15 protein-coding genes are annotated in these 12,132 nt (G+C 71.6%); 13 read left to right on the forward strand and 2 right to left on the reverse strand.

All coding sequences use genetic code 11. From position 1 onward, the window contains the following. Positions 1-511: 511 nt before the first annotated feature. The 12 genes from ACFVU2_RS04950 to ACFVU2_RS05005 are packed head-to-tail and all read left to right on the forward strand — an operon-like array spanning position 512 to position 10,502. On the forward strand, positions 512-853 hold the full coding sequence (locus ACFVU2_RS04950) for a flagellar basal body rod protein FlgB (RefSeq protein WP_387871736.1): 342 nt from the start codon (positions 512-514) through the stop codon (positions 851-853). A gap of 14 nt (positions 854-867) precedes the next feature. Further along, positions 868-1,260, forward strand: coding sequence for a flagellar basal body rod protein FlgC (locus ACFVU2_RS04955; RefSeq protein ID WP_387871737.1), 393 nt, complete (start codon positions 868-870; stop codon positions 1,258-1,260). Then, positions 1,260-1,565, forward strand: a complete 306-nt coding sequence (fliE, locus tag ACFVU2_RS04960; RefSeq protein ID WP_387871739.1) for a flagellar hook-basal body complex protein FliE — start codon at positions 1,260-1,262, stop codon at positions 1,563-1,565. The genes ACFVU2_RS04955 and fliE overlap by 1 nt, the downstream gene beginning before the upstream one ends. Further along, positions 1,565-3,151 carry a flagellar basal-body MS-ring/collar protein FliF gene (gene fliF / locus ACFVU2_RS04965; protein ID WP_387871741.1) on the forward strand — a complete coding sequence of 529 codons (1,587 nt, stop codon included), beginning with the start codon at positions 1,565-1,567 and terminating at the stop codon, positions 3,149-3,151. The genes fliE and fliF overlap by 1 nt, the downstream gene beginning before the upstream one ends. After that, on the forward strand, positions 3,148-4,167 hold the full coding sequence (gene fliG / locus ACFVU2_RS04970; protein ID WP_387871743.1) for a flagellar motor switch protein FliG: 1,020 nt from the start codon (positions 3,148-3,150) through the stop codon (positions 4,165-4,167). Before fliF ends, fliG begins: the two co-directional genes overlap by 4 nt. Further along, positions 4,157-4,792 carry a FliH/SctL family protein gene (locus ACFVU2_RS04975; RefSeq protein ID WP_387871745.1) on the forward strand — a complete coding sequence of 212 codons (636 nt, stop codon included), beginning with the start codon at positions 4,157-4,159 and terminating at the stop codon, positions 4,790-4,792. Before fliG ends, ACFVU2_RS04975 begins: the two co-directional genes overlap by 11 nt. Further along, positions 4,789-6,102 carry a FliI/YscN family ATPase gene (locus ACFVU2_RS04980; RefSeq protein WP_387871746.1) on the forward strand — a complete coding sequence of 438 codons (1,314 nt, stop codon included), beginning with the start codon at positions 4,789-4,791 and terminating at the stop codon, positions 6,100-6,102. Before ACFVU2_RS04975 ends, ACFVU2_RS04980 begins: the two co-directional genes overlap by 4 nt. Then, a complete protein-coding gene (locus tag ACFVU2_RS04985; RefSeq protein WP_387871748.1) occupies positions 6,102-6,548 on the forward strand; it encodes a hypothetical protein in 447 nt (148 codons plus the stop codon). The genes ACFVU2_RS04980 and ACFVU2_RS04985 overlap by 1 nt, the downstream gene beginning before the upstream one ends. Continuing rightward, positions 6,545-7,210 carry a C40 family peptidase gene (locus ACFVU2_RS04990; protein ID WP_387871750.1) on the forward strand — a complete coding sequence of 222 codons (666 nt, stop codon included), beginning with the start codon at positions 6,545-6,547 and terminating at the stop codon, positions 7,208-7,210. Before ACFVU2_RS04985 ends, ACFVU2_RS04990 begins: the two co-directional genes overlap by 4 nt. After that, positions 7,207-8,775, forward strand: coding sequence for a flagellar hook-length control protein FliK (locus tag ACFVU2_RS04995; protein ID WP_387871752.1), 1,569 nt, complete (start codon positions 7,207-7,209; stop codon positions 8,773-8,775). The genes ACFVU2_RS04990 and ACFVU2_RS04995 overlap by 4 nt, the downstream gene beginning before the upstream one ends. Before the next feature lie 34 nt (positions 8,776-8,809). Beyond that, positions 8,810-9,283 carry a flagellar hook assembly protein FlgD gene (locus ACFVU2_RS05000; protein WP_387871754.1) on the forward strand — a complete coding sequence of 158 codons (474 nt, stop codon included), beginning with the start codon at positions 8,810-8,812 and terminating at the stop codon, positions 9,281-9,283. Positions 9,284-9,332: 49 nt separating this feature from the next. After that, positions 9,333-10,502 carry a flagellar hook protein FlgE gene (locus tag ACFVU2_RS05005; protein WP_387871756.1) on the forward strand — a complete coding sequence of 390 codons (1,170 nt, stop codon included), beginning with the start codon at positions 9,333-9,335 and terminating at the stop codon, positions 10,500-10,502. A 117-nt stretch (positions 10,503-10,619) separates the two neighbouring features. On the opposite strand, the gene ACFVU2_RS05010 is transcribed toward ACFVU2_RS05005, so the two are convergent. Beyond that, positions 10,620-11,141 carry an AAA family ATPase gene (locus tag ACFVU2_RS05010; RefSeq protein ID WP_387871758.1) on the reverse strand — a complete coding sequence of 174 codons (522 nt, stop codon included), beginning with the start codon at positions 11,139-11,141 and terminating at the stop codon, positions 10,620-10,622. 9 nt (positions 11,142-11,150) lie between these two features. Further along, entirely contained in the window at positions 11,151-11,621 is a 471-nt protein-coding gene (locus ACFVU2_RS05015; protein ID WP_387871760.1) for a hypothetical protein, read from the reverse strand. 114 nt (positions 11,622-11,735) lie between these two features. On the opposite strand from ACFVU2_RS05015, the gene ACFVU2_RS05020 reads away from it, so the two are divergent. Beyond that, on the forward strand, positions 11,736-12,080 hold the full coding sequence (locus ACFVU2_RS05020; protein WP_387871762.1) for an ArsR/SmtB family transcription factor: 345 nt from the start codon (positions 11,736-11,738) through the stop codon (positions 12,078-12,080). Positions 12,081-12,132: the final 52 nt, after the last annotated feature.

The raw sequence follows: 12,132 nt of genomic DNA on the forward strand, positions 1-12,132 counted from the left end.
GAGCCTCGGAGGCACATTCGAGCCGTCCCGGGCGTGTCAGAGCCCGTCATCGGGCGTTCAAGGCGCGTTCACCGAGCGGGGGTGGACCGATGCGTCCATGTTCGCGCGCACCGATCGAGTTCTCCACCTGTGGATAACCCTGGGGAGAATCGGTGGATGGAGGGGTGAAAAGTGTGGAGGACACGCGCGAGATGTGTGGACACTCAGCGCGTACAGGAAACACAAATGCGTGCTGACCAGCTTAAATGCCGCGAAAATCACGCTGTCGAACATCCCTTCGAAACGACATCCGTGTAGTTCGAAGCGGAATCCGAGCTGTGGATGACTCTGTGGGTATACCTCGTCGAGGGGGTGAAAATCCACACTTTCCACACCGCGATCCTCAGCCTGTGAGGAAGTCGCGCGCATGTTGCTAACGGGCTCGCCGGACCAGCCGATAGAGCACGCTGAGCACGGATCGCTCGACGACCAGGCCACGGATGAGCCGACCAGACCTCGATGGAGTGCAACTGTGCTCGAATCCGTGACCAGTGCCGCCCTCGCGAGCGCCCTCGACGGCCTCGCCGCGCGGCAACGGGCGATCGCGAACAACATCGCCAACGTCAACACCCCCGGCTACACCGCCGAGCGGGTCTCGTTCGAAGACGCCCTGGCGCGCTCCGTGGCGGACCACGACGGGCACACCACCGCGACCACCGCGCGCTCGCTCGAGCCGACGCGACTCGACGGCAACAACGTGAACCTCGACACCGAGACCCTCTCCAACGTGGACACCGTCCTGCGCTTCCAGTTCGCCTCGCAGGCGGCCGGCGGCACCTTCACGGCGATCCGCTCCGCGCTGCGGACGAGCTGACAGGAGCACCGGCGATGACATTCGACGCGATCGGGATCGCAGGGACCGGCCTCACTCTGCACCGCAAGTGGCTGGACGCGATCTCGGACAACATGGCCAACATCAACACCGCCAAGCCGACCGACGGCGCTGCCTTCCAGGCGCGGTACGTGGTGGCGCAGGAGGGTCAGGGCGTCTCGGGCGCCTACGTGGCCGGCGCCGCCTACGGCAGCGCGCAAGGACGCATGGTCTACGAGCCCGACAACCCCGTCGCCGACGCGGAGGGGTACGTGCGCTACCCCGACATCGACCTCTCCGAGCAGATGGGCGCCCTCATCATGGCCCAGCGCGGCTACCAGGCGAACGCCGCCGTGGTCGACCGCGCCAAGGAGACCTACCAGGCCGCTCTGCAGATCGGAAAGAACTGATGCCCATCCCCGCCATCTCCGCTGTCGGCTCGGTCGACGCCACCACCTCCGCAGCAGCCGCCGCCGGCACGACCGGCACCGGGGGAGCGGCGTTCGGCACTGCCCTGAGCGGCGCCATCGACAACCTCCAGCAGCTGCAGGGCACGAGCGACAAGCTCGCGATCCAGGCCGTCACCGGCAACCTCGACGACATCCATGACGCGACTCTGGCCTCCACTCGGGCCCAGGTCACCCTCGAGCTCGTCGCCGGTGTGCGCAACAAGGCCGTGGACGCGTTCAACGAGATCATGCGGATGCAGGCCTGATGCCCCAGCAGGTGACGAGCTTCTTCCGGCGGATCGGCGACTCGATCCGCGGATTCTCGCTGGCCCAGCGGTTCATCGCCATCCTCGGCGTGGCTGTGCTCGCTCTCGGCATCACCGGCATCGCGATGTGGGCCTCTCAGCCCACGTACACGCCACTCTTCTCGGGACTGCAGTCGTCCGATGCCTCGGCGATCGTCGACCAGCTGCGCACCGACGGCGTCCAGTACCAGCTCACCGACGGCGGCGGCACCATCATGGTCCCGCAGCAGAGCGTGTACGACGAGCGGCTGAAGGCGGCCTCCGCGGGGCTGCCGTCGTCGACGACGGGCGGCTACTCGCTGCTCGACAAGATGGGCGTGACGTCGTCCGAGTTCCAGCAGTCCGTCACCTACAAGCGTGCGATGGAGGGCGAGCTCGCCAACACGATCTCGGCCATGAAGGGCGTCAAGACCGCATCGGTGCGGCTCGCGATCCCGGAGGAGACGGTGTTCGTCGCCGAGAAGAAGGACCCGACCGCCTCGGTGTTCGTCGAGACGCAGAACGGCGTCACCCTGAGCCAGGACCAGGTGCAGGCGATCGTCCACCTGACCAGCGCCGCCGTGACCGGCATGCAGCCGACCGACGTCGCCGTCATCGACGCGAACGGCACGGTGCTGAGCGCCGTGGGCACCGGTGCCGTCGGGGGAGCGGACAAGCAGGCGAGCGACTACGAGACGCGCGTGAAGACCGCCGTGCAGGACATGCTCGACAAGGTCGTCGGCCCGGGCAACACGACGGTCGCGGTCGCCGCAGACGTGAGCAAGGAGTCGGCGCAGCGCACCGAGGAGTCGTACGCGGTCCCGACCGACGCCCCCTCGCTCAGCGAGACCACGCAGAAGGAGACGTACACCGGTTCCGGCGGGACGGCGGCCGGAGTGCTCGGGCCGGACAACATCGCGGTTCCGAACGGCACCGATGGCAACGGCACCTTCAACTCCGAGTCCGCGACCAAGGACAACGCGGTCGACAAGGTGACCGAGCAGCGCACCATCCCCGCCGGCGCCATCAATCGGCAGACGGTCTCGGTGGCGCTCAACTCCGACGCGGTCGGCAGCGTGAGCACGAACGAGATCCGCAACCTCGTGAACGCCGCCGCCGGCATCGACACCAAGCGCGGTGACGCCGTGAGCGTCGAGATGGTGCCCTTCAGCAAGGCGGGCGCGACCGAGGCGGCAAAGGCGCTGCAGGAGGCGAAGGATGCCGCGGCGGCCGACCAGCTGACCGGCATCATCCGCACCTCCATCATCGCGGCGGCGATCGTGGCGGCTCTGATCATCGTGATCGCGCTCGTGCGCCGCGGCCGGCGCAAGGCCTCCGAGCAGAGCGAGGTCGAGGAGGAATCGCTGGCCTTCGAGGCCTCGCCGTTCCCCATCCCGCTCGAGCAGTCCGCCCCGACCGTGCCCATGCAGCTCGACCCGCCCGACCCGGACAGCCCCGAGGTGGAGGCCGAACGCCGCCGCTCCGAGATCGAGGCGCTCGCCGAGCGCGACCCGCAGAAGACCGCCGAGTACCTGCGCAGTCTCATGGATGATCGGGCGGGCGTATGACCGACGCGAAGACGCCGCTGACCGGCCCGCAGAAGGTCGCCGTGGTGCTGATGAACATGGATCAGCAGCGCGCCGCCCAGGTGATGAAGCAGTTCTCCGACGAGGAGGCCGACGAGATCACCGCCGAGATCCTGCGACTGCGTCGCGTGGACCCGGGGGTCGCCGAGAAGGCGATGACCGAGTTCCACGATCTCGCGACGCGCGGCGCGGTCTCGACCCGCGGTGGTCGTGACATCGCGGTCGGTCTGCTGGAGGCCTCCTTCGGCGCCGAACGCGCGACCGGTGTGATGAATCGCGTGGCCTCCAACATGGCGGGCAAGCAGTTCGAGTTCCTCGACGCGGTCGAGCCCGGGCAGGTGCAGATGCTGCTCGCGGGGGAGCTGCCGCAGACGAGCGCGCTCGTGCTCGCCCACCTGCGGGCCGATCACGCGTCGCGCGTGCTGAGCGGGTTGGACGACGTCGCCCGCACCGAGGTCGCGCACTCGATCGCGACGATGGGCTCGCCGAGTCCCGATGCGGTGCGCGTGGTCGCCGACACCCTCAAGCAGCGCGCCAGCGCCGTGGTCGCCGCGCGCACAGCGAGCGACGCGGTCGGTGGTGTCCAGCCGCTGGTCGACATCATCAACCGTTCCGATGCCAGCACCGAGAAGGCGCTGCTCGAGTCGCTCGAGCTCCGCGACCCGGAGCTGGCGGAGGAAGTCCGCTCGCGCATGCTCACCTTCGACGACATCGCCCGCCTGGAGGCGCGCGACGTGCAGCAGGTGCTGCGCGGCGTGGATGTCGCCGTGCTCGCCGTCGCGATGAAGGGCGCCGTCCCGGCGGTCGAGGAGATCATCACGGCCAACCTCTCGGAGCGCAACCGCGAGGTGCTCGCCGACGAGGTCCGGATGCTGGGCCCGGTGCGGCTGTCGCAGGTGGAGGACGCGCGTGCCGCGATCGTCCGCGCCATCCGCGACCTGGAGGCGACGGGAGCCATCACCGTGCAGCGCGGGGACGAGGACGCGTATGTCGACTGACACCGCCTTCGCCCCGTTGACGATCCCCGTGCTCGCCGAGACCGAGCAGGAGCAGGCCGCGCTCTCGGCCGCCCGCTCGCGCGGCTACGCGACCGGGTTCGCCGACGGCCGCCGGGCGGCCGCCGAGGAGCAGTCCTCCTGGCTCGCCGCGGCGGAGGAGGCGCGGGCGCTGCAGGACGAGCAGTCCGCAGCCCGGGTCGCCGTACTGGCGCAGGCGTTGCGATCTGCCGCGGTCGAGCTGCGCGAGGCGACGGTCCCGGTGCTCGCCGAGGTGGAGGATGTGCTGGTCGAGGCGGCTTTCGAGCTCGCCACCGCTGTCGTCGGAGAGGTGCTGGGCGACCGGCTGGCCGCCGCGCGGGCGGCCGTCGCCCGGGCGCTCTCCGGAGAGACGACGGGGGCCGTGGCCGTCGTGCGGCTGAACCCGGACGACCTGGCCCTGCTCGCCGACACCGACGCTGACGCCGACGGCGGCGCTGGCGCCGGCGCTCGGCAGGCCCTGCCGGCACCGCGTCTGGTTCCGGATCCTGCGCTCGCGCCGGGCGACGCCATCGGCGAACTGCCGCACGGCTGGCTCGATGCCCGCGTCGCGACCGCGCTCAGCCGGGCCCGGGAGGCGCTGGGATGACGACCACGCTGCCGCTGTGGGCCCACGCCGTGCGCGAGGCCGCGCCCGAGCGCGTCGGCCGCGTGAAGGCGGTCGTCGGACTCGGTGCCGAGATCGAGGGCGTCCCCGCCGCGATCGGCGACCTGGTGACGATCGGCGAGGACCCCGGCGTGCACGCCGAGGTCGTCGCGACGACCGCCGACTCCGTGCGCGTCATGCCGTACGGCCGCCTCACCGGCATCGCGGCCGGCGCACCGGCACGCGCCGTGCGCACCCCGCTCCTCGTCCCGACCGGCCGCGGGATGCTCGGCCGCGTGATCGACGCGCTCGGCCGCCCCATCGACGGCAAGGGCCCGATCGAGCCCGACGGGTTCGTTCCGCTCGACAACCGTGCGCCGGACGCGATGCGCCGTGCGCGCATCCTGACCCCGCTCGGACTCGGCGTGCGCGTGCTCGACACGATGGTCAGCGTCGGTCGCGGGCAGCGCCTGGGCCTCTTCGCCGGATCGGGCGTCGGCAAGTCCTCCCTGCTGTCGATGATCGCCCGCGGCACGGAGGCCGACATCTCGGTCATCGCGCTGGTGGGGGAGCGCGGTCGCGAGGTGCGCGAGTTCCTCGAGGACGATCTCGGCGCGGCGGGCCTCGCCCGCTCGATCGTGGTCGTCGCGACCTCCGACGAGCCCGCCGTCATGCGCCTGCGTGCGGCGTTCGCGGCGACACGCATCGCCGAGTCGTTCCGCGACGCGGGCGGCGACGTCGTGCTGATGATGGACTCCCTGACCCGTGTCGCGATGGCCCAGCGTGAAATCGGCCTGTCGGCCGGCGAGCCCCCGGCCACCCGCGGCTACCCGCCCTCGACCTTCTCCCTGCTGGCCCAGCTGCTGGAACGCGCCGGAACGGGTGAGCGCGGCTCCATCACCGGCCTGTACACCGTGCTCGTCGACGGCGACGACCACAACGAGCCGATCGCCGACGCGGCGCGCAGCATCCTCGACGGCCACGTGGTGCTCGACCGGCGCCTGTCGGTCGTCGGGCACTTCCCGTCGGTGGACGTGCTCGGCTCCATCTCGCGCCTCGCGACACGGGTGACGACCGCCGAGCAGCGGCAGACGGCCACCGCCCTGCGCGCCGTCCTCGCCGCCCGGGTCGCCGCCCAGGACCTGCTCGACGTCGGCGCCTACAAGCCGGGCACCAACCCGCGGGTGGACGCGGCCGTCGCCAACGAGGACGCGATCCACGGATTCCTGCGTCAGAGCATCGGCGAGCCGGCACCGTCGGCGGAATCGTGGGCGCGCCTGGGCGCGCTCGTCGCGACGATGGGAGGGTTCTGATGGCACGCACGTTCCCCCTGGCCGGCCTGCTGCGCCTGCGGCAGATCGAGAAGGACCATGCGGCGAGCGACCTCGCCGCCGCCAACGCGCTCAAGCGCGACGTCGGCGAGCGGCAGGTGCGGGCCATTGCGGCTCTCCACGCCGTACCGGTCGAGGCGACCGACGCGAGCACGCTGTTCGCGCTCGCAGCGGCCCGAGCGTCGAGCCGGAGCATGCTGGCGGACCTGGACGCGCTGGCCGCGCGGACCGAGGCCGACGCGGCCGAGGCGCAGCAGGCGTTCTCCGAGGCGAAGAAGCGCGCCGTCGGCCTGGAGAAGCTCGAGGCCCGGCACGCGACCGAGCTCGCCGCGAGCGATCTCGGCGCCGAACAGGCGGCCATCGACGAGATCGCGACCGGCGCGTGGCAGCGCGACCGGACGGCGGACGGACGGAGGAGCGGGGCATGACCGTGACCGATGCGATCGGCCGGATCGCGCAGATCCAGGCCACCCTGGTGCAGCTCGACAGCGTGACGAAGGGCACGGCGACCACGACCTCCACGTCGACGGCGTCGTCGACCGGCGCGACCGACTTCGCCTCCGTCCTGACGCAGGCGCTCGGGGGAACGAGCGACGCGACCGTCGGCAGCGGGGGAGTGACCGGTGCGGACGTCGTCGCCGATGCGAAGAAGTACCTCGGCGTCCCCTACGTCTTCGGGGGGACCAGCGCCTCGGGCCTCGACTGCTCCGGTCTCGTGCAACGCGTCTTCAAGGATCTCGGCATCGACGTGCCCCGCCTGGTCTCCGGCCAGGGGACGGTCGGCACAGAGGTGCCCTCGCTCGCCCAGGCGCAGCCGGGCGACATCATCGTCTGCAACGGCGGGGAGCACATCGTGATCTACGCGGGCGACGGCAAGGTCATCCACGCGCCGAGCGAGGGACGCAACGTGAGCCTCGTGAACAACTGGCTCACCGATTCCGACATCGTGACGATCCGGCGCGTCGTGCCGCAGGCGGCGCCGGCCGCCGCAGCGGCGAGCACCTCGTCGCTGTCGTCGACACTGTCGTCGTCGCAGTCCGACGCGCTGCGTTCGCTCTTCACCTCGATGCTGCAGGGGAGCTCGCTGTGAGCCCGGCGGCGGTGGGCAGCGCGCCCGCGACGGCTCCGGCTTCCTCCGGCTCGTCCGCGAAGAGCACCGGCGCCGGCAAACACGGCGGCGACGCGTTCGCCGCTCTGCTCGGCGGTGTGACGGCGACGGAGGCGAAGGGTGCCGAGCCGCGAGCCGTGCACACGAAGGCCGCGGATGCGAAGCGGGCGGATTCGAAGGGCCCGGAGGTGAAGGGTCCGGAGGTGAAGGGCGCGGATTCGAAGGATGCCGGTTCGAAGGCCGCCGATTCGAAGACTGCCGATCGGGCGGACGGCGGCGCGCTATCCGACGCGGATTCGGTCACCACGAGCTCCGCGGTCGCGGCGGTGGACACGGCCGCGCTGATCCCCGCCACCCCGCTCGTCGCGGCCGTTGCGACCCCGCCGGGCACTCCCGCGGCTGTCCCGGGGACGGTGACCGGCGACGCCGCCGTAGCCGATCCGGCCGATTCCGCCGGGCAGACCGCGCTCGCGACGACGGCCGGGGCATCTGCGGGTGCGCCTGCGGCGGCGCAGTCCCTCGCCACCGCGGGGGCGCTCCCCGCGACCCAGGCGTCGCCGTCCGCGCCGTCCAGGGGAGGGCCAAGCGCTGCCGTCGCTGCCGCTGCCGCCGCCGTCGCTGCCGTCGCTCCCGCCGCCGAGGAGACGCCGGTCGTCGGGGGCGCGGACACGGGTGCTGCGCAAGGGCGATCCTCGGACTCCGCTCCAGGGGACCGCGCGTCCCTCCCCGCCGCTCCGACAGCGAATGCGCCGGCATCCAGCGAGTCCACGGCCTCGACGGCAGCGGTCGCGGGGGACGCATCCACTCGCATCGCCGCGGCCGGGACGACGGCCCGCCCGGCACCTGCGCACGGTGCCACCGCGACAGCCGCGACGCCGACCGTGGGGATCGAGTCGGCGGCGCTCCCCGGAGCGACCGCCCTGCCGAGCACGTCCGCGGCCCAGAGCGCCGATGGCGCACGAATCGCGGAGCCGCAGGCCGCGGCGGCTGCCGCGCCCGCGGCGGCACCCGCGGCGGCCGTCCCCGTGACCGCACCGCAGCCTCCCGCGCCCACTGTCGCACCGGCCGCATCACACGCCCCCGCCGCCCCCCAGCACACGCAGACGCTCGACTCCCAGCTCGCCCGCCCGGTGTTCACCCTCGCGGCGGCGGGCAAGGGCGAGCACGTCATGACCGTGCACGTGACGCCGGACACCCTCGGGCCGGTCACCGTGCGCGCGCACGTCGGGGGCGACGGCGTGCGCGTCGAGCTCTTCGCGCCGACCGACGCCGGCCGCGATGCGCTCCGGGCGATCCTGCCCGACCTGCGCCGCGACCTCTCGGGAGCCGGCCTCAGCGGCACGCTCGACCTCTCGTCCCAGAACCAGCCGTCGTCGCAGCAGAACCCGTCGCAGCACGGTTCCCCCGACGGCCGCCTGCCCGCCGAGCCGCAGGCGCAGACCGGGCGTGCGCGCTCCGCGTCGGCGCTCGGCGAGCACCTGTCCGCCGCGGGAGGGTCGCCTGCACCCGCCGACGGCCTCGCCCACTCCATCGACCTGATCGTCTGATCGACGACCGCCCAGCCAGAAGAAGGGAGCTTCCGTGGTCGACGCCGTCACCGGAACCGACAGCACCGCCAAGAGCGGGATCTACACCACTCAGCCCACGCGCACGCCCAAGCAGTCCCTCGACAGCGAGGCCTTCATGCAGCTGCTGGTCACCCAGCTGCGCAACCAGGACCCGAGCTCGCCGATGGACACCAACCAGATGATCTCGCAGACCACCCAGCTGGCCATGATGGAGAAGCTCACCAACATGGACACCACCAGCCAGGAGGGCTTCGCGCTGCAGATGCGCTCGGCCGCGGCCTCCCTCATCGGCCACACGGTCAGCTACCTCGACAAGAACGGCGACACCCAGACCGGCATCGCCAGTTCGGTGTCGTTCGCCGGATCGGTCCCGGTCGTCACGGTCGGCGACGCCAAGATCAACCTCGACGCCATCCTGGGCGTGGTCACCCCGCCGACCACGCCGACGACCCCGACAACGCCGACGACCCCGACCGCCGGCTCCTGAACACCCCACCGAACTCTCCGCCCCGCAGCATCCACAGAAAGGCAGCGTCATGCTCCGCTCTCTCTACTCCGGAATCTCCGGCCTCCGGTCGCACCAGACCATGCTCGACGTCACGGGCAACAACATCGCCAACGTGAACACCACCGCCTTCAAGTCGTCGGCCGTCCAGTTCCAGGACACGCTCTCGCAGCTCGTGCAGGGCGCGGGCGGCCCGCAGGCCCAGACCGGTGGCACGAACCCCGCGCAGATCGGCCTCGGTGTCCTCGTGGCCGGCATCTCCACCAACTTCACGCAGGGCGCAGCCCAGGCGACCGGCCGCTCGACCGACATGATGATCAACGGCGACGGCTTCTTCGTCACCAACGTCGGCGGCGAGACGGTGTACACCCGCGCCGGATCGTTCGACCCCGACGCGCTCGGCCGCCTGGTCGGCCCCGGCGGGGCCATCCTCCAGGGCTACAACGCGGTCAACGGCGTCATCCAGCAGGGCGGCGCGCTCACCGACATCACCATCCCGCTGAAGGCCGTCACGCCCGCCTCCGCGAGCACCTCGGCGAACGTGAACGGCAACCTCCCCTCCGACGCCGTGGTCGGCGACCAGCTCGTGCGCGACATCTCGGTCTACGACGCCAACGGCACCGAGCGGAAGCTCACCCTCACCTTCACGAAGTCGGCCACCGGATGGGACGTCTCGGGAACCGACGGCGCGGCCACCGCGACCGGAGCGATCACCTTCAACAACGGGGTCCTCGCGACCGGAGGCGCGCTGACCGTCGGCGGCGTCAACGTCAACCTGAGCACGGTGACCGGCTACTCGGGCCTCTCCACGGTCGCCTTCAAGGACCAGAACGGCCGCGCGGCCGGCACCCTCGAGTCGTTCACGCTCTCCAAGGACGGCACGATCATCGGCCTCTTCTCCAACGGCGACAAGCAGGCCGTCGCACGGATCGCGCTGGCGACCTTCGTCAACCCGGGCGGCCTCGAGAAGGCCGGCGGCTCCACTTACCGCGCCACGGTCAACTCCGGTGCAGCGCAGGTCGGCGGCCCGGGCGAGGACGGCCTGGGCAACATCCAGGGCGGATCGCTCGAGATGTCGAACGTCGACCTCTCGCAGGAGTTCACCAACCTGATCGTCGCCCAGCGCGGCTTCCAGGCGAACGCCCGCATCATCACCACCTCCGACGAGGTGCTGCAGGAGCTCACCAACCTCAAGCGCTAGCGCCGCGCGCCGCGCTGAGCTGCCCTACTCGAAGTTCACGAAACGGTCGTCATTCCACCCGGAATGGCGGCCGTTTCGTGAATCTCGGCCACGGAGGCGTCAGAAGAGGAGGAGGTGTCAGAGGGGGAGGAGGGTGCGGATGCGGGCGGCGAGGCCGTCGACGTCGACGGGCCCCTCCGTATCGACCGGGAGCACGGGGAATCCGGAGATCGGGCGGGCCAGACGGCGGAACTCTGCGGCCTCGTCGGTGCGCTGCTCGTCGTCGTGGGCGTGATGGCGGGGTCGGCCGACGAACCGAGCCTGTGTGGTCTCGGGGGACGCCTCGCACCAGACCTCGATGCCGTCGGTGACCCCCGCGGTCGCCACCCCGCGCCGGAAGTACTCGTCGTCGCGACCCGCGAACCAGAACGACTCGACGATCACAGCGCCGTCGACGGCTCCGACCAGCGACCACAGCGTGTCGGAGGCGATCGCGCCGAGCCGGCGTGTGGGCAGGGGGACGGAGACGGCGTCGGCCAGTGACTCCTTGATGCCGTCCTTCGTGAGGAGCGGGAGCTCCAGGACGGCGGCGAGGCGCCGGGCGAGCGTGGTCTTGCCCGACCCCGGAGCGCCGTTGATGAAGAGGGCCCGATCCGCCATGCGTCGACGCTACAGGCAGAGCGATGTGGCCTGGTCGACGTAGGCCGAGACCGTGGGAGTGAGGTCGGCGCCCGCGCTCGCCGCAGTCCCGGTCACGTCGCTCCAGAGGGAGTCGAGGCGAGCGGCCTGCTCCGCGCTGAGCTGCGGGGTGCATCGGGTGGCGATGGCGGAGGCGAAGTCGCCGATGTCCTGCGGCACGCGTCCGGCGGCGCGCGACGGGTCGGCGTAACCGCCGGCATCGCGCAGGCTCGAGTCCACCGTCGCCCAGAGCTGGGAGAGCGGGGCCTCCTGCTCGGAGATCGTCGAGCCCTCCGGATGTGCGGACGGCGTGGGATCGGGAGCGCGGTTCGTCGTGGTCGGGATGGAGCGGTACTCCGGAGTCTGCGAGCCGCCCTCTGCGGCGGGCGTGGAATGCACGGCGCAGCCGGCCAGAGCGGCGCCGGCCAGCACCGCTGCGCACGCGATTGCGAGACGTCTCATCGTTCCCCCTCATGCGACCGCGCTCGGCGGTCTCCCCGGGGAGATTCTCGCCACATCGGCGGCCGGTCGCAAGGGTGGGTTCCGATAGTTCAGCATCCGCTGTACTCTCGACCCATGACCCTCACGACGCCCGCGGCGACGGTCACGCACACTGCGGCCCTCGCCCGCTTCGGACACGCCCTCTCCGACCCGACCCGGGTCGGCATCCTGCTCGCCCTGCGCGAGGCGCCCGCGTATCCGTCGGACCTCGCCGAAGCGCTCGGGGTCTCGCGCCAGGTCATGTCTAACCAGCTGGCCTGCCTGCGGGGCTGCGGGCTGGTGGAGGCGATGCCCGACGGCCGCCGCACCTGGTACCGGCTCGCCGACGGGCACCTCGCACCCGCGCTCGACGAGCTGCTGCGCGTGGTGCTCTACGTGGAGCCGGGATGCTGCGCGGGAGACGAGTGCGGCTGCGCCTGACCCGCGTCGCGTTTGAACTTCGGCGGCGCAAGAAACTCCACGAAGAAAGTTT

Origin of the sequence: Leifsonia sp. NPDC058194 (assembly GCF_042883605.1) — a bacterium.
Taxonomy (GTDB): Bacteria; Actinomycetota; Actinomycetes; order Actinomycetales; family Microbacteriaceae; genus Leifsonia.

Coding starts and splice junctions, on each gene's coding strand:
- ACFVU2_RS04975 (WP_387871745.1), top strand. CDS start 4,157: ATGTCGACTGACACCGCCTTCGCCCCGTTGACGATCCCCGTGCTCGCC.
- ACFVU2_RS05015 (WP_387871760.1), bottom strand. CDS start 11,621: ATGAGACGTCTCGCAATCGCGTGCGCAGCGGTGCTGGCCGGCGCCGCT.
- fliF (WP_387871741.1), top strand. CDS start 1,565: ATGCCCCAGCAGGTGACGAGCTTCTTCCGGCGGATCGGCGACTCGATC.
- ACFVU2_RS04955 (WP_387871737.1), top strand. CDS start 868: ATGACATTCGACGCGATCGGGATCGCAGGGACCGGCCTCACTCTGCAC.
- ACFVU2_RS05005 (WP_387871756.1), top strand. CDS start 9,333: ATGCTCCGCTCTCTCTACTCCGGAATCTCCGGCCTCCGGTCGCACCAG.
- ACFVU2_RS04990 (WP_387871750.1), top strand. CDS start 6,545: ATGACCGTGACCGATGCGATCGGCCGGATCGCGCAGATCCAGGCCACC.
- ACFVU2_RS05010 (WP_387871758.1), bottom strand. CDS start 11,141: ATGGCGGATCGGGCCCTCTTCATCAACGGCGCTCCGGGGTCGGGCAAG.
- ACFVU2_RS04985 (WP_387871748.1), top strand. CDS start 6,102: ATGGCACGCACGTTCCCCCTGGCCGGCCTGCTGCGCCTGCGGCAGATC.
- ACFVU2_RS04980 (WP_387871746.1), top strand. CDS start 4,789: ATGACGACCACGCTGCCGCTGTGGGCCCACGCCGTGCGCGAGGCCGCG.
- ACFVU2_RS05020 (WP_387871762.1), top strand. CDS start 11,736: ATGACCCTCACGACGCCCGCGGCGACGGTCACGCACACTGCGGCCCTC.
- fliE (WP_387871739.1), top strand. CDS start 1,260: ATGCCCATCCCCGCCATCTCCGCTGTCGGCTCGGTCGACGCCACCACC.
- fliG (WP_387871743.1), top strand. CDS start 3,148: ATGACCGACGCGAAGACGCCGCTGACCGGCCCGCAGAAGGTCGCCGTG.